22 protein-coding genes are annotated in these 20,893 nt (G+C 65.5%); 16 read left to right on the top strand and 6 right to left on the bottom strand.

Annotation, left to right across the window (positions count from 1 at the left end; genetic code table 11):
- Positions 1-9: 9 nt before the first annotated feature.
- The 4 genes from Ahu01nite_RS39075 to Ahu01nite_RS39060 all read right to left on the bottom strand — a co-directional run bounded on the left by Ahu01nite_RS39075 (position 10) and on the right by Ahu01nite_RS39060 (position 5,016).
- Positions 10-825: a class I SAM-dependent methyltransferase gene (locus Ahu01nite_RS39075; protein ID WP_203841789.1), complete on the bottom strand. Its 816-nt coding sequence runs from the start codon at positions 823-825 to the stop codon at positions 10-12.
- Positions 826-836: 11 nt separating this feature from the next.
- A complete protein-coding gene (locus tag Ahu01nite_RS39070; protein WP_239159492.1) occupies positions 837-2,102 on the bottom strand; it encodes an ABC transporter substrate-binding protein in 1,266 nt (421 codons plus the stop codon).
- A 104-nt stretch (positions 2,103-2,206) separates the two neighbouring features.
- Positions 2,207-2,581: a roadblock/LC7 domain-containing protein gene (locus Ahu01nite_RS39065; protein WP_203841788.1), complete on the bottom strand. Its 375-nt coding sequence runs from the start codon at positions 2,579-2,581 to the stop codon at positions 2,207-2,209.
- Between the two features lie 71 nt (positions 2,582-2,652).
- Positions 2,653-5,016, bottom strand: a complete 2,364-nt coding sequence (locus tag Ahu01nite_RS39060) for a nitrate- and nitrite sensing domain-containing protein (RefSeq protein WP_203841787.1) — start codon at positions 5,014-5,016, stop codon at positions 2,653-2,655.
- Between the two features lie 1,060 nt (positions 5,017-6,076).
- On the opposite strand from Ahu01nite_RS39060, the gene Ahu01nite_RS39055 reads away from it, so the two are divergent.
- The 11 genes from Ahu01nite_RS39055 (at position 6,077) to Ahu01nite_RS39005 (ending at position 15,162) form a co-directional block, all read left to right on the top strand.
- Positions 6,077-6,964 carry a helix-turn-helix domain-containing protein gene (locus tag Ahu01nite_RS39055; protein WP_203841786.1) on the top strand — a complete coding sequence of 296 codons (888 nt, stop codon included), beginning with the start codon at positions 6,077-6,079 and terminating at the stop codon, positions 6,962-6,964.
- A 3-nt stretch (positions 6,965-6,967) separates the two neighbouring features.
- Positions 6,968-7,225, top strand: coding sequence for a DUF397 domain-containing protein (locus Ahu01nite_RS39050; protein WP_203841785.1), 258 nt, complete (start codon positions 6,968-6,970; stop codon positions 7,223-7,225).
- A gap of 401 nt (positions 7,226-7,626) precedes the next feature.
- Entirely contained in the window at positions 7,627-8,634 is a 1,008-nt protein-coding gene (locus Ahu01nite_RS39045) for a radical SAM protein (protein ID WP_203841784.1), read from the top strand.
- Entirely contained in the window at positions 8,621-9,403 is a 783-nt protein-coding gene (locus tag Ahu01nite_RS39040) for a hypothetical protein (protein ID WP_203841783.1), read from the top strand. The genes Ahu01nite_RS39045 and Ahu01nite_RS39040 overlap by 14 nt, the downstream gene beginning before the upstream one ends.
- Positions 9,404-9,418: 15 nt before the next feature.
- Positions 9,419-10,303: a hypothetical protein gene (locus tag Ahu01nite_RS39035; RefSeq protein WP_203841782.1), complete on the top strand. Its 885-nt coding sequence runs from the start codon at positions 9,419-9,421 to the stop codon at positions 10,301-10,303.
- On the top strand, positions 10,300-10,911 hold the full coding sequence (locus tag Ahu01nite_RS39030; RefSeq protein WP_203841781.1) for an AAA family ATPase: 612 nt from the start codon (positions 10,300-10,302) through the stop codon (positions 10,909-10,911). The genes Ahu01nite_RS39035 and Ahu01nite_RS39030 overlap by 4 nt, the downstream gene beginning before the upstream one ends.
- An 11-nt stretch (positions 10,912-10,922) precedes the next feature.
- On the top strand, positions 10,923-11,375 hold the full coding sequence (locus tag Ahu01nite_RS39025; RefSeq protein WP_203841780.1) for an NUDIX domain-containing protein: 453 nt from the start codon (positions 10,923-10,925) through the stop codon (positions 11,373-11,375).
- Between the two features lie 129 nt (positions 11,376-11,504).
- Positions 11,505-12,134: a flavoprotein gene (locus tag Ahu01nite_RS39020; RefSeq protein WP_203841779.1), complete on the top strand. Its 630-nt coding sequence runs from the start codon at positions 11,505-11,507 to the stop codon at positions 12,132-12,134.
- Between the two features lie 266 nt (positions 12,135-12,400).
- Positions 12,401-13,147, top strand: coding sequence for a hypothetical protein (locus Ahu01nite_RS39015; RefSeq protein WP_203841778.1), 747 nt, complete (start codon positions 12,401-12,403; stop codon positions 13,145-13,147).
- 78 nt (positions 13,148-13,225) lie between these two features.
- A complete protein-coding gene (locus Ahu01nite_RS39010; RefSeq protein ID WP_275411813.1) occupies positions 13,226-14,257 on the top strand; it encodes an asparaginase in 1,032 nt (343 codons plus the stop codon).
- A complete protein-coding gene (locus Ahu01nite_RS39005) occupies positions 14,254-15,162 on the top strand; it encodes a PfkB family carbohydrate kinase (protein WP_203841777.1) in 909 nt (302 codons plus the stop codon). Before Ahu01nite_RS39010 ends, Ahu01nite_RS39005 begins: the two co-directional genes overlap by 4 nt.
- 111 nt (positions 15,163-15,273) lie before the next feature.
- On the opposite strand, the gene Ahu01nite_RS39000 is transcribed toward Ahu01nite_RS39005, so the two are convergent.
- Together Ahu01nite_RS39000 and Ahu01nite_RS38995 are read right to left on the bottom strand one after the other, a co-directional pair.
- Positions 15,274-15,807, bottom strand: a complete 534-nt coding sequence (locus Ahu01nite_RS39000; protein WP_203841776.1) for an NUDIX domain-containing protein — start codon at positions 15,805-15,807, stop codon at positions 15,274-15,276.
- Positions 15,801-17,168: an NsdA family TPR-like regulatory protein gene (locus Ahu01nite_RS38995; RefSeq protein WP_203841775.1), complete on the bottom strand. Its 1,368-nt coding sequence runs from the start codon at positions 17,166-17,168 to the stop codon at positions 15,801-15,803. Before Ahu01nite_RS38995 ends, Ahu01nite_RS39000 begins: the two co-directional genes overlap by 7 nt.
- 230 nt (positions 17,169-17,398) lie before the next feature.
- Between Ahu01nite_RS38995 and Ahu01nite_RS38990 the strand changes: the two genes are divergently transcribed.
- The 5 genes from Ahu01nite_RS38990 to Ahu01nite_RS38970 all read left to right on the top strand — a co-directional run bounded on the left by Ahu01nite_RS38990 (position 17,399) and on the right by Ahu01nite_RS38970 (position 20,849).
- Complete coding sequence (locus tag Ahu01nite_RS38990) at positions 17,399-17,959, top strand: HD domain-containing protein (protein ID WP_203841774.1); 561 nt, start codon at positions 17,399-17,401, stop codon at positions 17,957-17,959.
- A gap of 125 nt (positions 17,960-18,084) precedes the next feature.
- Positions 18,085-18,747 carry an HAD family hydrolase gene (locus Ahu01nite_RS38985; RefSeq protein WP_203841773.1) on the top strand — a complete coding sequence of 221 codons (663 nt, stop codon included), beginning with the start codon at positions 18,085-18,087 and terminating at the stop codon, positions 18,745-18,747.
- A 221-nt stretch (positions 18,748-18,968) separates the two neighbouring features.
- A complete protein-coding gene (locus Ahu01nite_RS38980) occupies positions 18,969-19,799 on the top strand; it encodes an alpha/beta hydrolase (protein ID WP_203841772.1) in 831 nt (276 codons plus the stop codon).
- Positions 19,800-19,845: 46 nt separating this feature from the next.
- Complete coding sequence (locus Ahu01nite_RS38975) at positions 19,846-20,388, top strand: flavoprotein (protein ID WP_203841771.1); 543 nt, start codon at positions 19,846-19,848, stop codon at positions 20,386-20,388.
- A complete protein-coding gene (locus Ahu01nite_RS38970; RefSeq protein WP_203841770.1) occupies positions 20,385-20,849 on the top strand; it encodes a GNAT family N-acetyltransferase in 465 nt (154 codons plus the stop codon). The genes Ahu01nite_RS38975 and Ahu01nite_RS38970 overlap by 4 nt, the downstream gene beginning before the upstream one ends.
- The last annotated feature ends 44 nt before the right edge of the window (positions 20,850-20,893 follow it).

The following is a 20,893-nucleotide window of genomic DNA, read 5'->3' as shown; positions in this document are numbered from 1 at the left end:
TGGCGAGAATCAGGCGGCGGGTCGGAAACCGACGGTGGTGTGCATCGGCCAGGACCGGGCCATCACGTCCGGGTTGTTCATCGCTTCACGCAGCTGATCGAGCTGGGCATCGGTCATACCGGCGGCGCGCAGTAGGTCCTGTTTCTGGCGGCTGTTGGAGGCGTGCAGCAGCATCCCTGGTTCGCCGCCGCGCCACAGCTGGTTGAACGTGACGCTGGTGATGTCGACGAGCCCCGCGCTGGCCATGACGTCGGGGACGCGCCGAGCCCAGGTCGAGTCCATGCCGGAGCCCTGCTCCAGGCTGCGGACGAAGGCGTGCTGGAACGTCAGGAACAGCTGCCGGATGTCGTCGGGGCCGGCGGCGAACATGTCCTCGAGGTGGTCGGTCGCCCAGTCGGAGACGACCAGCGCCCCGCCAGGTTTGAGTGCGGCGGCCTGGCGTTGCACAACCTCCTCGCGCCGGGCGACGTGCATGAGCAGCAGCCGCTCGTGGATCACGTCGAAACTGTCCGGTTCGAGTTTCAGGGCGGCCACGTCGCCGGTGCGGACGGTGATCCGGGGGTGGGCCGGTACATGTCGCGGGTCGGTGTCGATCACCAGGACATGTCCGTCCGGGCCGACCTGCTCGGCGAGCCACAGCGCTACGGTGCCTCGACCGGCGCCTAGATCGGCGCAGCGGGCACCGATCGGCAGACCAAGGCCTTCCAGGACGCCGAAGGTGTGCTGGTCGAGGATTCCCGCGAGCAGGTCAACCTGGTCAGCGGCGTCGGGGGTGCTGTTGTCGAAGCCGTACGCCGACCCGGTATTCGTGGTTTCGGTGGTCATCGTGGGGATCCTCACTTCGCGGCAGGCGGGGCCGAGACGGCGATGTTGGTGGTCAAGTTGCGAATGACCACGTTGGACAGCACGCGGCCGTCCTTACGGACCTCGCGCAGGAAGTACTGCTGTTCGGGGGCGTGCTGGGCATTGAAATGCCACGTGCCGCGGGGGCTGTTGATCTGGGTGATCGTCCCGATCGCGGCGTTGATCGTCTCGCCGGTCGGGTGCGGGCCGGCCTTGGCGATGGCCTGGTCCAACAGGGCTGCGGCGTCCCAGGCGGTGACGTTGTACAGGTTCGGGATCGTGGGGTACTTCGCTTGGAACGTCTGGACGAAGTCGGCGTTGTCCTGGCCGGGCACGGTTGCGGCGTAGTTCAGGACCGTCTGGATGCCGGTGGCGGCGTCACCTTCCTGATCAGGGTTGAGCTGGGAGCCTTCGGTGAGGAACCCGGCGCCGTAGAGCGGAATGTCAGACAGTCCGGCGTCACGGTAGGCGTGGACGAACTTGGTCGCGGGACCACCGGCGTAGAAGGTGTATACGGCTTTGGCGCCGCTGGCCCTGATCTTGTTGAGGTAGGGCTTGAAGTCCGGGGTGACCGGGTACGGCGTGGTGGCGAAGGCCGCGTCCGGGTTGGGGTTGTCGCCTTCGGCGTTGGCGAGTTTCCCGCCGACCTTACGGAACGCGTCGATGAAACCGCCCATCTGGTCGTAGCCGCCGGTGTAGGCGGGACCGATCGCATATACCGGGCCCTTGACGGTCTGTGCCAGATAGGGGGCGATTGCGGCACCGGTCTCGCGTGACAGCCACGAGGTGTGCCAGATGTAGGACACGTCCTTGATCGTGGAGGGCCGGCCACCGGTGCCGATAAACGGGATTTTCAACGTGGTGGCCTTCGGCGCGATCTTGACGGTCGGCACGGCGCTGGCGGTGCCGACCAGCACGTCCACGCGGTCAGAGTCGAGCAGTTTGCGGGCCGCGGCCAGGGCGGTGTCGTCGGTGTCGCCTTCGTCGGCGGTCTTGACGACGACGGGGTGCCCGCCGAGTTTGTTGCCGTGCGTTGTCAGGTACAGGTTGAAGCCGTTGGCCATGTCGGTACCCAGCGGCGTGTAGTTGCCGCTCTGGGCCCAGATCGCGCCGATGGTGATGGTGCTGTCGGCGTTCGGTGTGTCGTCGAGGCTGGAACCGCCGCAGCCGGAAAGTGCCAGCAGCGGTACGACGGTCAGGGCGGCGCCCATGCGTTTCAGCCGGGCGACGGGGATTCGCAGCGTGGGGTGCGATGTCACGGTTCTCCTTGAAACTTCGGTGAGGGGTGGGTGGTGTTCCGGCCGCCCGCCGTGCGGGACCGTGCTGCGCCGGGGTCGAGCCCGGGGGAGCGCCCGCTGCGTGTTCAGAGCGCGGTGCGGGCGGTCGGGCTGATGTGGTCGACGATGGTTTGCCCGAGCTTGACCAGGGCGTTGTTGACCTCGCCGAGGTTGGCGTCGGGATGGGCCAGGGTCATGAGTACGGCGTTGTCGAACGGGCCGACGATGACGACGAAGCCGACCTCGAGCCGGATCGCGACATCAACAATCTCCGGAGCCTCGAACTCGCGGGCCATGCCCATCGCCATCGAGGAGAACCCGGAACACAGCGCGGACAGCCGGTCACCCATGTCGGTGTGCACCGAGCGGCTGCGGATGATGACCAGCCCATCGCGGGCGATGGCCAGCGTGCGCACGGCGAACCGGTTAGCCCGTTCGAAGTCGTCGAGCAGGAATGCCAAATCGGGTCGCTGACGGAGAGAGCCAAGTTGGGCAACAGACACGACACAGCCAATCTGCAGGGAGTGGATGATCACTTCGCGGTGATGAAGGAGGCTGAGCTCTGCCCGAAAGACGCCCATTGCGCCTGGACCTTGGGGGAGGCGCGAACTTGCGCGGGCACGGCAGGAGCGCTGCGCTCGCGGTCGCGTTGCTGCGGGACGCGAGGCATGCGGACCGGCAGGCCACTCTGCGTGGTGGTGACGGCGGGAGCGACGACCGCCGGGCTGGGCTGCCACTGCAGGCTCACGGCAGCGAGGACCTGCTGCGAGCTCGCCGCGGGGTCGAACAGCGGATTACGTCCCGCGACGGCCTGGTAGATCGGCTCCGGCTCATGCGCGACTACGTCTTGCGGGGCTGCGGGAATGGCCGGGGCGACGGTCTGTAGCTCGCGTGTGGCATCGGCGGCCCGGACCAACACTGGCGGCGGCTGCGGCGGAGTCGAGACCAGTGCCGGCATGCGCATCGTTGCAGCGGGATCGGCGGTGGTAGGCCGACGCCGAGCCGCCGGGGGCGGATCGAGGCGCGGAAGCGGCTCCAGGCGGAACCAGCGATCGGGGACCACGATCTCGACCTGCGTACCGTCAGTTGTCACCGAATGCAGCTGCACCGTGATACCGCGGCGTGCGGCGATCAGGCCGATGCCGGCGAACCCATGATGAACCGCGGTGTAGGTGTCGAAGTGGAACGTCTCGACCCGATCCTGAAGGTCAATCTGGCGGTCGGCCTTCAACCCGACGCCCCGGTCGCGCACCTGCAGGAACAGCTGATTCCTGCTCGCATGCGCGGACACGAACACCGGCTGGTCAGGGTGGGAGAAGCTCAGCGCGTTGGTGAGTAGTTCCACCAGAATGTGGATGAGTTCCTCGACCAGATCCCCGTCGATGAGGATCTGCATGTCCACGTCGCGGTCCTGGACCCGCTCATAGCCATCGACCCGGCCTAATGCCGCCTTCACCACGTCGGTGACCCGCACCGGATCTTCACGGGCCTTGCCGACCCGCCCACCCGCGAACAGCTGCAACGTGCTGGCCGGACGTCGCAGCCCTGTTACCAGGTGATCGAGGTGGAATAGCTGCGCCAGCTTCTCGGGGTCTTCCTCACCGCGTTCCAACCCGTCCAGCGCGTCAGTGAGTTTGTCGATCTTGCCATGCAGTTCAAAGGACAACGAGGTGAACGCCACGTTCACGATGCCCCGGAACTGGGCCTGGCGGGCCGCGATCCGCGCGGAGAGCTGAAGGACTTGGCTGAATAGGCGGGCCACCGCGCCGATCTCGTCGTCACCGTGTACCGGCAACGGCCGCGATGCGTCCGCGATTAGCTCGTCGAGTTCCCGGATCTGCGCGTTCGGTTCGCTGAGTCGGGTCTCCATCGCCGGGAGCCGGACTGTGGCGATGGTGGTCATCTCCGCGACCAGATCCCCGAGCGGACCGGTCATCGATCGCGAGACCCGCCAGCCGAAAGCGAGTACTACTGCCAGCCCGGCCAGGACCAGCCCGGCGATCAGGGCCGCATTGCGCTGCTGCCGGCGGTGAGCGTCCGCGACCGCCTGTACCACTTCCTCACCGAAGCGGGCCTCCACCGCATGCAGTTGCTGCGTGCGGGCGTTCATCGCGTTCACCCACCCGACAGCCGACGTGCCCAGCGCGAGCCGGGTGTCCGGATCGGTGCGCACGACAATGTTGTGCAACCGTTCGCCGGCCACAATCTGCTTCCCGCCAGGCTGGGAGGTCAGTAGCGACTGCCATGCGGGGGGTGCGAGTTGCCGGAACGCGTCCCGGCTGTCGGTGAAACCGGCATCGGCGGCGATCACCTGCTGTTGCTCTGCGGGCGTCAAAGTTCGCGCGGCGATCGCCGGTTCCACCGTCACCTGCAACGTCGCCAAGGCCTCGATCCCCTGCGACAGCACCGACACCGCCCGCAGCCGGTCCGCGGTGTCGGCATCGACGTCCGCCTGGCTGAGGGCCTGCCCGTAACGCAGCAGTCCCTGCGCTAAAGCCGTGTATCGGAACGTCACCAGGCTGCCTGACGCGTCACGACCGCTGCGTACCTGCTCGCGTAGCAACGGCAGTGCCTCGAGCTGCTGATTCAACCGGCTCAGCGGCTCCGCCACACCGGTAGTGACATCCCGATCCCCCTGGGCCCGCGCGAAGACGGCCGCAGCATGATCAGTGACCTCGCACTGGGCCCGGTAGGACTCGATCACGGCAGCCGTGCTGTCCTGCGTGAACACCAGCGCGGCAGCAGCCCGTTCCCGCTGCAGCTGCTCAGTCAGCCGATTGCCTGCAAGACCCACCTCGACCAGTTGCTGCGCCAGACCGATATCCGCCGCCGCCGACAAGACGGTCACCGCAGTCACCGCCGCGAACGCCACGGTCAACGCCAACGGCAGCGCCACCAACTGCACCAACTTCGTGCGAATCCGCCGGTCCGCCAAACGCAGCCAACGTCTCCCGGCCCGAGCCGGCTCAGCACCCGCCGCCGCTGTCATGCCAGGACCGCAGGCGCCGGAGTGACATCATGCGTCGCGACTCGCGCCAGATGGCCCAGCCTGCCGCTCATGGGGCCCTCTTTGCCATCCACCGTGGCGTCCCACGCCGTCACCGCGGAATACGCTGAAGTCAGCAACCCGCATGACTGCGCATCGTGCAACGCCGTCATCCGCTGGTGGAACGGCAATCGGTTTGCCGTCAAGAGCCGCGCTGCAGTCCGAGCCGATGTGCATCGGCAGCTTGCATTCGGCGCGCAGCGGCGGTTCGCGCATCGGGCCTCGTCAGACGACAAGCACAGACGGCCTGTCGGCATCTGTCGAGCCGCCGTCCACGCCCGACCACGGATCGGGGGACGAAGGGAACGGATACTCGCTGAATAAGGAGAGGACATGAATGAGGGGTCTCTCGGTGCGAGGTGGAGGGGAAGGACATGGTGGGTGTGGTGTGCCGGCCCGGCAGCCGGCACACCACCAAGGGCCCGCACGCCAAGGAGGGGAGGCTGATCGGCTTGCGGTGTCGGGTGCATCGGCTTCTCCTCCTTCGGTCTCCGTCGCGGTGACGAGACGTTGCCGGTATCGGCGTGCGGGAAGTCAAAATCGGTGTGGATTACTCTCCGAGGCGGGCGGCACTTTGAAGCACGCCCGCCCCGGAGCAGCTATAGAACGCAGAACGGCATTGCCCGTGTAAACCGACTTCGGCGGGAAGTGTGTTCTTGCCGACCAGCGAGTGCTTGTGTGCCTCCACGATCACGCATCCCGTGCGAGGTGGGAAGGTCAGAAACAGGGGAATCGAGGGGGAATTTAAAAGGGAATTTAGGGGGGAAGTGTGCCCCTTGACCTGCGGAGATTCCGGTAAATGCCTGGTCAGGAAAAGATCACCCTCTCAGAGGAGGGCTACGCCATTGCCGTCAGAGTCTGCTAAGAATCTGGGTAGATACACGCCAGGTTGGTCATCGGAGGTGTGGTCGTGGCGGTCAGTCCCTACGTGCGCAGGCTGCGACTCGCCGAAGAAATGCTCGACGTCCGCCAGCAAGCCGGTTACAAAACGGAGGATCTTTCACGCGAAACCGAAGTTCAGCGGCAGAAGATAAGTCACATCGAAACCGCTAAGAACCGAGTCGATCCCCGGGTGATCCACCGCATCCTGACGCACCTCAACGTCCGGCCCGACCGGCTGAACAAGGTGATGGAGCTCGCGGAACAAGCGGCCACTCCGGGCTGGTGGGAGCGTTACGACGACGAGATGGGTCCGCGTCAGGCCCGAACTGCCGACCTTGAGCAGGGTGCCATCAAGATCTTTCAGTATCAGCCGTGTCTCGTGCCGGGCCTCCTGCAAACGCGGAGGTTCGCTGCGGTACGAGCCGAGGCGGATCGGCCCGCGAGTTCTCGCCGCTTCTCGAAAGCTCGCATGCTGGAGGCTCGGCAACAGCGGCAAGCGATCCTTGATAGTCCGCGTGCGACTCCGTTGGAAGTCATCATTGATGAGGGCGTGCTGCTACGTCGTTCGGCGCCCCCGGACGTCATGCACGAGCAGCTGGAACACCTTATAGGGGCGGCACTGAACATTCGCTCGGTTTCCGTTAGGGTCTTGCCGTTCTCGGCGGGACTCAACGAGCATGCTCAAGTGCGCACGGCCTTCTCGCGATACACCTTTGCTGACCCCGAAGACCCTGTCGTCGCCGTGGTAGATACGAATGTCGTCGACCTGCTCTTCCATGACCATGAAGAAGACGGGAGAGAAAAGGTGACCGTTTACACCGGTCTCGCGGACGACCTGCGACAGGCGGCACTGAGCCCGGCCGAATCCATTGATTGCCTTACCGCAGCGGCTGAGGCTTTTCTGAGTAGGAGATGAAACATGAGCGATGCACCTGATCCGCAGACCGCTAATGTCGACGATGAACTCACGGTCGCGGCGCGACACCCGCAGGTCGGGCGGTGGTTCAAGTCCAGTGACTCCGGTGGTGACTCCGACTGCGTCGAGGTTCGTTACCGCGAGGACGGCGGCGTCGAGGTTCGGCACTCGAAGGATCGCTCTGGCCCGACGCTGACCTTCACCGCCTCGGAGTTCAAGGCCTTCGTCGGCGGCGCCAAGAAGGGCGAATTCGACAGCTAGCCGACGCGAAGCACCGGCTCACGTCGTGCAGGCGCTGACCGTGGTCCCGCTGTCAGCGCCCGCACGCCGAGACGGCATCAATGTCCCGTCCCACCACTCGCCGCAGGCGATGGTCGGCAGACGTCGCAAGAGAAGAACCTCGTGGCAATGCGTTCGAGGTTTCATCCGTCACCACGGCCCGAGGGAGCGGTCCCCGGGTCGGCCCCGGGTCCAAGCTCTGGCACCAGCCGCTGTCGTCAGCGTGCGGCCGAACGCTGACTCGCTCGCTACGGCTGACGGGACCCCCGGTGCCCGTGTCTGCGACTGGGTAGCGCTCTGCGAGATCCCGGCTCCGGTTCCGCCATTCACCGGTCGACCGGAACCCAAACCGATTCGCCCTCACCCCTCGAGGAGACCCGATCATGACCATGCTGGGTATGCCCGCCGTTCCCGCCGCCACGCCGCCGCAGGCCCCAGGTGCAGTCGCCTTTACGGCCGGACACCACTTCACCGTCGTCGATGGCGCAGACGTCACCGCGCTGGCCGATGCCGCTACTGCGCCGCTGTCGGTGATCCTGCAGGTGACGAAGCGGTGCAACTTCGACTGCTCGTTCTGTTCGGAGACGCTGCAGCTTCCCGACCCGACGCTGGGGGAGCTGGACTCGATTCGGGGGAATCTGGCCGGCGTCGGCCGGGTGTTCCTGTCTGGCGGCGAGCCGCTGATGCGCCGCGACTTCGGTGACATCGTGGACATGTACACCGGCGACTTCATTCTCGGTATCCCGACGAACGCCACCCGCGGTTTGCAGCACGCGAAGGCGATGGTCGGCAAGGTCGCATTCGTCAATGTCGGGCTGGAGGGGCCTCGGGCCACCACCAACCGGGTGCGGGGTGACTATGACCTGGTCATGGCCGGTGTCCGGGCGTTCATGGACGTAGGGCTGCCGCTGTCGCTGTCGGCAGTGGTGTACCGCTCGACGCTGCCTGCCCTGCCGTACACGTACCAGATCGCTGATGTGATCGGCGCGGGCAAGCTGAAGATGATTCTGCCGTTGCGCAAGGGCAACGCCTTGGATCTGGAGGTGAGCGAGTTCATCAGCCTGCAGGAGGCCGGCCAGTGTTTCGACCGGCTCACCGAGGCGCGGGCGGTGAACGACTGGCGGCCGGCGCTGCGGATGACGGCGTGGACGCCGCAGACCGAAGGTCACATGATCTTGGTGGAGGTGAATGGTAAGGCCAGCGCGTGGCCGGTCTACGACAAGCCGGACCTGCTGGAACCCCTCGGGAATCTGCTCCACGAACCGGTCTCGGAAATTTGGGCGCGGTACCGGTTCAAGCGCAACCACTTCGCTAAGTACCTTGGGCAGAGCATCCGCACCGTGGCCAACGCTGGCCTTCCCGCTGGAGCGGGGGGTCATGCCCGTGCATGACTTCACCAACCTCGGATGGCCGGAGACGCCGTTCGGGGCTGACCAGCGGCCGTTTGGCCAGCACGTCGACATGCTGGCCGCCTGTACGTTCGACTGGACTCCAGGTCAGGACGGGCCACCTCGTCCGGTGGCGGTCTCGCTGGTGTACCTGCGGATCCGGCGGCGCGGCAGCAGCTATCAGGTCAGCGACGACACGTTGTCGATCGGCTTTTACACGACCGTCATCGATGACGCCGCCGAGGTGCCCCGATTGCTGACCGTGGCCGACCGGGCCCTGACTCGGGCCCGCCGCCACGCCGCGATCGTGGCCGGCCACCAGTTAGGCGCCGACCTCGCGAGAATCAACGCTCTGGCGGAGGTGCCGTTGCGTGGGGTTGACGGTATGCGGGCCGCATGGAACGACCAGGAGAAACAACGGGGTCTGGCGGTCATCGTCGACACCGGAACCGAGGCCGGCATGACCGGCGCTGACCTTGGCACGCCCCTGGAACCGACACCCATGCAGATCCCGGAATGCCGCCACTGTGCGGGCGAGGTGGCCCGGCGGGCGCTGGCCCGGTGCCTGGCCGTCGGCCTGACCGCCGCTTTGCACACCAGCCGTTACACATGGGAGGGCACGTTTCGCGTCCCCGATGCGATCGAGCGGGCCGGTTGGGATGTGCTGTCCAGCCCCGGAGAGGACGGCTGCCCGGCCGCTACCGGCCGCGATCTGGGCGAGAGGCAGCTGATCGGCACGATGCCGCACCCGGTTGCCGGCCCCGCCAGGTAGGCGGCGTTAGGGTCGGTGGCCGCCGCCTCGACAAACAGCCCCGGGATCGGGGCGGCGGCCACCGAAGTCCCGGCATCTGCGCACCGCGAAGACTCCCCGAGGAGGACAACCGTGCACGTGATCACTGATCTTGACGGCCCGGGACAGATTCCCACGCGCCCTTCCGGCTGCCGGCTGATCGCCTCGGTGGACGTGGAGTGGAGCAAGAACTACCAGATCAAGGACGGTAACCGGGCGTTCTGCTACTCGATAGTGTGGATCGCTGTCCCTGTGTCCGACACGGCGGTCCGGGTCGACGGGGGACTGCCGTTCTGGTCCACGAGCCTGTACCTGGATCGTGATGACGAACGCCCAGATCTGATTGAGGCCGCCGCCGCCGATATCGGCGCCGCCTGCGAGAACGCGGATCTGATCGTCGGTCATCAACTGTGCAGCGACCTCGCCGTGCTGAGCGCGAACGCCGGCCCGGCGGTGCCCGCCGCGCTGACGGCCGCACGGCAGGCATGGCGCGATCGGCGCAGCGACTCGGGCAGCCAGCGCGTGATCGACACCCGGTACGACGCCGGACACGTCCTTGCTCAGACCTCGCGGCGGCTGGTCGACGTGTGCGGAGAGCTGAACCTCGATGTCACGCAACCCGAGCTGGCCCGCGCATCGATGACCGCCCTGCACCGCGACTGGCTGCACCGCAGCGACGTGCAGGCCCGCGAACGGGTGACGGTACTCAATCTGCGGCACAGCCTGTCCACCGCCTACGTCGCACTGCGCGCCGTCGGCTACCTGTCCTGGCGGGCGCCGCTGAACGTAAACGCGAATCTGGCCACCCAGTGGGCAGGCCGGGTCGGCTGGCTGGAGCATCCGACCTTCCGGGACCTGCTCGGCGAAGGAGCGAGCAAGTGAGCGTGCGCGGATGCGTGCTCGTGGGCATCGAGGGCACCCACGCTGCCGGCAAGACCACCCTCGTGCACGCGCTGACCTCGCACTACCGGGAACAAGGTGTGCTGGTCGACTGCACCGGCGAGCCGGCCCGCACCAGCGCGTTCATCGAGGAGATCGTGCTGCACGGCAAGGGTGGCTTCGACCTGCCCACCGAGGTCGACCTGTACGCGGCGCAACTGTCTGCGACGCTGCGTGCGGCCCGGCATCAGCAGCTGCTGATCTGCGACAAGACCGTGGTGAACGTCCTCGCTTACGCCCGGATGGTCCTTGCCGCGCCGACTGGCAGCCACGAGGAAGCAGTGCTCGACGCGATGGCGGTGTTCTGCCAGGCCTGGGCGCCGGCGACCTACGACGCGGTGTTCTACCTGGGGGACACCTTCGACCAGCCGGCCGACCCGCTGCGGGCGAAGGTCAGGCATCTGCAGGCCGAGACCGCCGACGCTGTCAAGGCGGCCTGCGCCGGGGTCGGCCTGGACCTGATCGACGTCCCCGCCGGGCTGGACACGGCCGGGCGGGTGGCATGGATCGCCCGGCGGGTCGACCCGCTGCTGCGGGAGGTGACCGGCTAGCCTCGGCGGTCGTGACGAACCCGGCACCGCTGCACCCCGTGGACGTGCTTCTCCTGCTCACCGACGGCGACCAGGTGCTGCTCGCGCTGCGTGACGGCACCGGCTACGCCGACGGCCAATGGAACCTGCCCAGCGGGAAACTCGAACACGGTGAAGACGCCCTCAGCGCCGTCATTCGGGAGACCCGCGAAGAGATCGGTCTGCACCTCGACCCGCAGGAGCCGCGCATGGTCGCGACCGTGCACCACCGCAACAACGCGGGGAAGTCCCGCGTCGGCCTGGTCTTCACCGCGGCCTACGACGCGGCCCGGCACGGTGAGCCAGTCAACGCCGAGCCCCACAAGTGCGCCAAGATCGAGTGGGCGCCCGTCGAGCTGCTGCCGTCGAACACCTACCCGTTCACGTCCGCCTGCGTCCGTGCCTTTCAAGAGGGTCAGCCCTTCGCTCTGAGTGGATGGCAATAGCCGCAATCGACATTGCTGGGCCCGGGACCGCCCGCTTGCCGGGACGCGGATTGCGCGTGGGGGCGGCGATACTGTCCGGGCGGGATCCGCTCGATCCGGAGTCAGCGGGTCCGAGGAGTGAGGAACCACATGCGACCTGTTGGTCGGCCGGTGCTCTATGTCGTTGCGTGCGGTGGACGTCCCGCCGCCGACCTGCCCGCGTTCGTCGCCCGGATGCAAGCCGTCGGGTGGCTGGTGTGCGTGGTCGCGACGCCGGCCGCCCTGAAGTTTCTAGACCGCGAGGCGCTCACCGCCCTGACCGGTCATGTCGTTCGGTACGACTACAAGCAGCCCGACGAACCGGACGTGCTGCCCCGGCCCGATGCGTTCGTTGTCGCGCCGGCGACGTTCAACACGATCAACAAGATGGCGTACGGGGCGAGCGACACGCTCGCGCTGGGCATGCTGAACGAAGCCATCGGCATGGGCCTGCCGATCATCGCCGTTCCCACCGCCAACGCCGCTCTCGTGCGGCACCCGGCGTTTCTGTCCAGCATCGCGTCGCTGCGGTCCTGGGGAGTGCGGGTGATGTACGACCCGCAACGATGGCCGCTGCCCACCCCGAACATGGGGCCACCGTCCACCCGATTGTTCCCGTGGCACGACCTTGCCGACAGTGCCATAGCATTGCTCAGGGATGTGGGCATCGACGCAACGTCTCCCGACGAATCCAAGACTCTCGATGGTGGACCCTCCGTACCCGGCGGCCGGCAGCCATGACATGCCATCACGAAGTTGCCTTTGGCCGAGGCCTCGGCGCGATGGGGGCGGTGAGCTGATGGCCTCTGCAGCCGAACGGCAGGCACTGCGGGAGGCTATCGCGCTGTCGACGCATGGATTGGGAACGACCAGCCCGAACCCGCCTGTCGGCTGTGTCATCCTCGACGAGTTCGTCACCGTGCGAGATCATCGGCACGCCCTGGCTGAGCATCAGGGTGGCCAGGAAGTTACACCGCCGTGGATGCCGTGCCGGCGCCGGCTTCCACATGCGCAAGGGCGAACCGCACGCTGAGGCCCACGCCGTCGCCGCCGCGGGGCCACTCGCGGCGGGCGGGACGGCCGTCGTCACGCTAGAGCCGTGCAATCACATCGGCGTGACGCCGGCGTGCCGGCAACTGCTGCTGGGCGCCGGTATCGTCCGGGTCGTCATCGCGTTGCGGGATCCGACGTCGCGCGGGGACGGCGGGATCGCTGTCCTGCGAGCAGCCGGGGTCGACGTCGAGGTCGGCGTGCTCGCCGAGGAAGCCCGCCTGGTGCTGGGGCCGTGGCTGGTGGCCACCGAACGCGGGCGGCCGTGGGTGACCTGGCACTACGGTCTGGCGGACCGCGAAGCATCGCCGGCGGCGTCCGTCGATGATCTTCGACGTGCGGCAGACGTTGTGGTTTCACCGGACGGAGCTGTCGAGGAGGGCGTGCCCGGCGGCCATGGGCCGGACCGGCTGCACTATCGGAGGGGCGTTCGCTCCGGCGCGGGCGTCGACGTTCTGGAGGAACTGTTCCTTGGCGGCTGCCGCCGCGTGCTCGTGCTCGGCGACACCGTCTTCGTCCGCGACCTTCTTTCCGCGGGGGCGATCGATGAGGTAGCGATCGACGTGCCGCATCCCACCACGACCAGTACCCGCTGCAGCAGTGACCAGGCAACGCTGCCGTCCGGATTCGTCATCACCGTGGTCCGGCCTGGCAAAGACGGAGTTCGCCTTGTCGGCCGGCCGGCGGCGACCCCGCCCGGGTGAATCCCCAGGCGCGCCTCAGACCAATCAACCCGTCGCCGGTCTCGTCATCGGTCGGCAGGCACAGCAGAAGGAGCTTCCGTGTCCCGTAGGCAGGTCGCCCAGGTACCGGGCGTCGCGGTCGTTGGGCTTGGCGGGACGATAGCGATGGCCCAGGCCGGCAACGGCGGCGTCATCCCAAGCCTATCCGCCGAAGACTTGGTCGCCGCCGTCCCCGGGCTCGCTGGCCTGGGCGTCGACCTGGCCGTGAGCAGCTTCCGAAGCCAGCCGGGCACGTCCCTGACGGTCGAAGACATCATCGAGCTCGCCGATGTTCTCCACCAGCAGTTCACCGATGGTGCTGTTGGCGCCGTGATCACCCAGGGAACCGACACGATCGAAGAGACAGCATACCTGCTGGACCTGCTCAACGCCACCGAAGCGCCGATCGTCGTCACCGGGGCCATGCGCAACCCGACGCTCGCTGGAGCGGACGGTCCGGCCAACCTACTCGCCGCCGTCACCGTTGCCGCCAGCCCGCACGCTCGAGGGTTGGGCTGCCTCGTCGTGCTCGCCGATGAGATCCACGCCGCCGCGCGCGTCCGCAAAAGCCACACCATGAGCCCCTCGACGTTCATCTCCCCGAACGGCGGCCCGCTCGGATACGTGGTCGAGGGATACGTACGCCTCGTCAACCGGCCCGCGCACCGCTACCGCCCACCCGCACCGAACCGCGATCAGCCGGTGCCGCGTGTCGGGCTCTACACCGCGACCCTCGGCGACGACGGCGGCCTCCTACCCGCGTTGGCCAGCCACCTCGACGGCCTCGTCATCGCCGCGTTCGGCGCCGGCCACGTCCCCCAGCAATGGGTCGCCAATATCGAAGAGATCGCGGGCCGGATTCCCGTCGTGTTTGCTTCCCGGACCGGCTCCGGGTTCACCGCCACCGATACCTACGGTTTTCCCGGCTCCGAAAGCGATCTGATCGCCCGAGGCCTCATCCCGGCCGGGATCCTCGACCCCTACAAAGCGCGCCTGCTTCTGCAAATCCTCCTGACCACGACGGACAGCCGTGAATCCTTGAGGACCGCACTCGCCGCGGCAACCGACGACCTAGGTACGAAAACACGATGACCACACGGGCCAGGGATCGTGTTGCCGTCATTGGTCGAGCCAACATCGATCTCACCATTCGCCTCCAGCATCTGCCATCAGCCGGACGCACCGCCTTTGGCTCCGCTCTCAACTCCACTGCCGGCGGTAAGGCGCTCAACCAAGCCGTCGCCGTCGGAAGGCTCGGCGGACGACCTCAGCTGATCGCCAACGCGGGCGCCGACCAATGGGGGGAACGGCTTCGCACTGCCGTCATGGACGCCGGCGTGGACACCGAACATTTCACGCTCGTAGACGGCGCCTCGACGGCAGCAGCCGTCATCCAGGTCACGCCGAACGGCGAGTCCTACGTCTCGCTCGCACTGTCGCCCGCGACAGAGCTCACGGCTACGTCGATCTCCCAGGCACTGACACAGCATTTGCCCGACGTGATCGTCGCTCAGCTTGACCTCCAGCCCGAAGCTGCGCGAGCGGCGCTACAGACAGTGCGTCCGCGCCTGTTGATCGGCAACCTTCTGCCTCATCCCGACTTCGACCGGCAGCTGCTGGCAGAACTCGACGTCTTCGTGGTCAACGAGCATGAGGCGGCCGCTGTGCTGGGTGCCGCCGACATCGATGCGGAAGATGCAGCAGCGGAACTCCGACAACTCGGACCGGACATCGTCATCGTGACCGCCGGCGCCAAAGGGGCGTTCTACCACGGCCGGGGGACCGCGGGGAAAATTCCCGCCATCCCCGTGACAGTGGTCGACACCAGCGGCGCCGGAGACGCATTTCTTGGCGCATTTGCGCTCGACTTCTCCGGCGGTCAAGACGTGGCGAAGGCGGCCAGAGCGGGCGTACATGTCGCCAGTATCGCAGTCCAGCAACACGGAGCATTGCTTTTGCCTGGCCGTGTGCCGGCGCCAGAAGTCGCGTTAGCATGAACGGATCAGAACGTGATGCATGTGTTGAATCGTCTATACAGGGGCGCCTCTAACCCGCGAGTGCGATGGTATGTGGGGGCGTGGGCGCCGTATTTGGGTTGAGCTCCGCGCTCACCTGAAACCTGCCTGGTGGCCGTCTACAAGATAGAGGGCACTCTTCGATTCCTGAGCGTCCAAGGCTGCTGCCACGCGTCGCCACACGTAGGGCCGTAGCCGCTCTGCTGCTTGAGTGCGATCGCAGAACTGGTAGTCGGAGATTTCTTTGTCCCGGAACTGGATTTTTGAAATCTGTTCGCTCGTGAGGGAAGCACTGTCGAAAACCATGGAGAGTAGGTCGTCCCAGGGATCATGCGGCGAAACCCAGTCCACGACGAGAAGGGGCCCAACGCGTAGGTCGACCCCGAGTTCTTCCTTCAGCTCTCGACGTGCTGCGACATGGGGCGGCTCGTTGGCCTCCACCATCCCGCCAGGGACATCCCAGTCCGGTTTATAGCTAGGATTGACGAGAAGAATCTTTCCCGCCGCGTCGCGGATGATGACATCTGCACTTACGCGCTTCCTGGCTTGCTTTGCATTACCCTCTGCGAGATATTCGCGCCAGGCTTTCGGATCCCGCTCGTAGAGTGGGGAGTCGGGTGTCACCATTTTGCCGCATAGCCAATCACTGGTTGTTCTTCTCGTCCTTTAGGCCATCTATACAGCCATGCGCGTTGCCGCAACGCCTCATCGAGTAGAGCGACTAGATCGGCGACCTTCTTGCTCGCCTTGTAGGGGTCAAGATTTACCCTCAGCTCCCGCAGTTGCTGGGTGACGAGGTTGGAACTCAGGTGCTCTGTTGCTTCAAGTACCTGCTCTGCGACCTCGCAAGCCTCTTCGGGGTAGCCTCTCCTGATTAGAATAGCAATGAGAATCAGTTGCCCGAAAGCGCGACTGCGTGCCTGACTCTCTTGCCTCAATGCCACTACTGTTTCGGCATGCTTTTGTGCTCTGGTCACGTCGCCTAGGATACGGAAGCATCTCGCAGCTTCGCCTGCAAGCGAGCCGATATCAAATGGGCCTGTCCAGGGTGAAGGATCTGCTTCAGGGGCCGCTCGAAGCGCATTGTCCGCGTCTTCGATTAAGCGAACGCACTCATTTTTGTCACCCAGCGCGGCGTAGCTGCGCGCCTGCACCGAAAATAGCCTTGCTTCCAGGTCGGGCTGGCGCGGGACCCGAAATAACAACGCGTGCCCCTGCTGTGCGTACCGGATTGCATCGGGTATGCGGCCGAGATGGTTGGCGAGGTGGCTGATGCTGCCGTAAATATGGACGCCTAGCTGCACATCTTTACTGACTTTCGCGAGATCGAGTGATCGTGCAAAGTGTCGCAGAGCGACCTCATCACGTCCGGCGTCATGAGCCATCCAGCCGGCCATCTCTGTCATGGTGGCAGCTGCGAGAAATATGTCGCTATCGCGGTCCGGATCGGCATTGCGCACCTTCGGCGCAACTTCCGTGCGGAGGTATCGGAGCACGGTATCGTAGAGGAAGCTACCGCCAACTTTTTTGTCAGCGGCCCGAAAGGAGTGCATTGCTGACAGAAAAATTTCGCTGTCTTTCAGGTCGACTTCGTTTTCTGTTTCCGAGAGCCAATCCACCGTCCAGGCGCCTGAGTCCTCACTAAGAACGTTAGCGCCATGCTCCTCCGGCTGATCGTCAAGGACGTGTGGGCGATCGACCGCTGCCCTGCGTGAGTCGAAGAAGCCAATCTCGGATTCCGTTGCAGCCTGCAGGGCTCTTCGGAAGGCGGCACGTCTTGCTGGTCGAGGAAACGTGACGATTCCGCGTTCTATCTTCCCGATCTCGTTCGCCGTCACAAAATTTGCTTCGGGTAGAAGTGCATTAACGGCTTCGGCCAGGGATTCCTGAGTTCCATACAGGCGGACGCGCGCGTTGCGGAAGAGGGCGTTGGGCTCACGTCCGGGTTGGGCGTCCGGATTGATCTCGCTGCTGTTGCGACTCGGCATCCACCCTCCTCACTCGCGCTCCCAGGCCAGCTGAGGGTCGGTGCCGGCCATTCTTCCACAGGGGTCGGACTCCGGTACACGGTCGGCGTGCACTGTCTAATGAAGTCTCGTGGCTCGTTGGCCCGAGTCCTGGATACGCTCGCGTCCAGCAACGGCCTCGCTCGTACCGAGCGTGAGCAGGTGGTCGGACTTCACCACGCGGTGCGTATGCCGATCGGAGAGGATCGAACATGTCAGAGGGCGCTGAAGGACTCGCAGGATTCGGTTTCGAACTGGGCCTGCTCAAACGCGTGCGGCGCTCCGGCTGGTGGCACGTGGGCGTCAAGGACCCCGAATCGGTCGCTGAGCACACCATGCGCACTGCCCAGCTGGCGGCGCTCATCGCGGTGGAAGAGGGAGCCGATCCGGCGCGAGCCGCGTTCCTGGCGCTCTGGCACGACAGCCAAGAGACCCGCACGGGCGACCTCCCCCACACGGCTACCCCGTACATGACCAAACCCGATCCCCGACGGATCACCGCAGATCAAACGCAAGGGCTTCCCGGACGCTCGCGCGATATGGTCCGCGAAGCCGTAGACGAGTACGAAACCGGCGTGAGTATCGAGGCCCGGTGTGCGAAGGACGCAGACAAGGTGGAAATGCTGCTACAGGCGATCGAATACCGCGATGCTGGAGTAGCCCGTACGGGCGGATGGGTGGATTCGGCCAGAAAAGACCTTCACACGGAAACTGGTCGTCGAGTCGCTGAAGCGGCAGTTCAGATTTCCCCGTTATCCTGGCGGGATCGTTAGCGAGTAGGAATCCAGCCACCTTTCTGGACCTAGAGTCGCGCGATGCGTCGAGCCGCCGGCGCAATCGTCGCATCAGGAAACAGCCTGGCCCGCAGTTGCTATCGAGATGAGAAGAGCGCAGGCACGTGATCAAATCCGTGGTCTTCGATGTCGGAGAGACGCTGCTTGACGACACTCGGGAGTTCAACGCCTGGGCGGACTGGATTGGTGTACCGCGGCACACGCTTTCGGCTCTGATCGGCATCGTCGTCGCGCAGGGTCGCAACAACGCTGAAGCTTTCCAGTACGTCAAACCGGGCTTCGACCTCGTTGTCGAGCGCCAGCGCCGTGAACAGGCCGGCGTCGGCGAGCAGATTGAGGACCACGATCTCTACCCTGACGTCCGTCAAGCCCTGTCCGAGCTGCGCCGGCGGGGCGTGTGGGTCGGCGTCGCTGGTAACCAGACCGTACGGGCTGGTCAGCTTTTGCGAGGACTGGATCTGCCAGTTGATGATCTGGCTACCTCGAGCGAATGGCGTGTAGCCAAGCCCGAGGCTGGTTTTTTCGAGCGGGTAGTTGAGTTCGCCCGAGGCGACGCGCACGAGATTGCTTACGTCGGTGATCATCGCGACTACGACGTGAAGGCCGCTCGCGAGGCCGGCCTGCACCCGGTGCTGATCAAGCGCGGACCTTGGGGCAGGCTGTGGGCCGACGATCCGACCGTGAGCGAGAGCGCAAGGTGGGTGATCGAATCGCTGGTGGAGCTCCCCGACCTTGTCAGGCCGCCGCTCAGCTACGTGCCGACCTAGGGGGCGGAGCCCACTGCGGACCCGGCCCTTGACACTCACTCAGTCCTCTGGGGCTTGTGGAGGGCGGTAGGTGCAGCTCAGGCAGTTGAGGGCCGACCCACCACAGCACTGTGGAAATCGATACCGGAATTCTGCGGCAGGCAGCGTCTTCTTGCTTCGCCTGTCGTCCGCCTATGGCGGTAGCCTACTGGCCTTGCTCCCAGTGCGGCCGGAGGACCCGAATGGGCAACGACGACGGAACCAGTACAACGACGTCAACCAGCTTTCGAAGTGCCGATGGACTGCTCCTGCGTGGCTCCTTCGAAGTACCCACGACAGCCCCTACGTCCAGCGTTGTTCTGGTCCACGGCGGCGGTGCCACCCGGGAGGAAGGCGGCTTCTTCACCCGACTAGCGCACGGCCTTGCTAAACGGCGTGTCGCGTCGCTGCGGTTTGACCTGCGGGGCCACGGAGAGAGCGCGGGCCAGCAAGAGGATCTCACTCTGTCAGGTGTGGTGAATGACATCCACGCGGCGGTTGCCGAGGTACGCCGGCTCGCCGGCGACGTCCCGGTGAACATTTTGGGTGCCAGCTTCGGCGGGGGCATCTGTGCCTACTTCACTGCGCAGTACCCCGATGACGTCGCGAAACTGGTCCTGATCAACCCGCTTATCAACTACAAGAAACGGTTCGTCGACGACAAACCATACTGGTCACACGACCAGATCAACGACGACGCCGGGCGCGAGCTCAGTCGAAACGGCTTCCTGCCTCACTCGCCCACCTTCAAGCTGGGCCGGCCCCTGCTGAACGAAGTCTTCTATCTGCGCCCGGACCAGGCGCTCGAACAGATCTTCGCGCCCACGTTGGTGTTGCACGGCACCGGCGACACGTTCATCCCGGTGCAAAGCTCCCGCGAATATATCGCGAAGATCCCCGCCTCCAGCCGGCTGATTGAGATTGATGGGGCGCAGCACGGCATCGCTGTCCCCGATGATCCGGGATATGCGGATCCTCAGACCCAGGCGTGGCAGGCGGCCGCTATCCAGGACATCGCTGACTGGCTCGTATGACCGCAGCGCTGCGAAGCCGAAACGCTGAAGTTCGGGCGCTCGCCGGATGACGACACCGAGCAATGGCCGAAGCTTGTGCATCGTTGTCTGCGGCGCCGGACCGGCGCCAAACATCGGCAACCTGATGGCATTGGCTGCTGAGCGCGGCTGGATCGTGAACCTCGTAGCCACACCATCAGCACTTGGCTTCCTTGACGTGGCAGCCCTCGAAGGCACGAGCGGCGTCGAGGTACGTAGTGGTTACGGCCAGAGGGCCAGTGGCCCGCGGCCCAGCGCATCCGACGCGCTGATTGTGGCACCAGCCACCTACAACACCATCAATAAGCTCGCGGCCGGTATCAACGACAACTATGCGCTCAGCGTTGCGTCCGAAGCCATCGGCCGCGGCACATCAACGGCCATCCTGCCCTTCGTGAACTCTGCCCTGGCGGCCCGGCACCCGTTCGTTCGTGCCGTCAAGTCCCTGCGCGACGAGGGCGTAGACGTGCTGATCGGGGACGGACGGTGGGAGCCGCATCCTCCAGGAGCCGGAGGCCAGATGATCGCCGGCTTCCCGTGGGTCGCAGCTCTAGAATCCATCTCCCCATGATCAGAGTCGCCGGCCCATCGGTCGCAGACATCGAGGAGATCGCCGCATTGGCTGCTGAAGCCGACGTTTTCTACGGCGACGTGCGCAATGATCCGCTGGAAGAGCGGCGGAGTCAGATCCACGAAGCGTTGTTCTCTGAGGATTACTTCGCGCACATGCTGCTTGCATGGGATGGTGACAATCTTGTCGGGTTCGCCACCTATTCATTTCTGTGGCCCGCTGCGGGACTAACGCGTTCGTTGTTCCTAAAGGAACTGTTTGTTTCCGCATCGGCGCGCCGCCGTCGGGTGGGTACTCTACTCATGCAGACGGTGTTCGAAGTCGCGAAACGCAGCAAGTGTAGCCGTGTTGAGTGGCAGACCGAGGCGGACAATGGGATAGCCCGTAGCTTCTACGCGAGGTTCGGCGGAGGAGAGCTCAACGGCAAGGTGCTTTACCGAATGAGCCTACCTCCCGGGTGACAGGTCTTCCCGGAGCGGCTTTCCTGCTGCGCTAACGGAAGCCC

The sequence above is a fragment of the Winogradskya humida genome, from assembly GCF_016862215.1.
GTDB lineage: Bacteria > Actinomycetota > Actinomycetes > Mycobacteriales > Micromonosporaceae > Actinoplanes > Actinoplanes humidus.
This window is presented reverse-complemented; position numbering and strand designations above follow the sequence as displayed.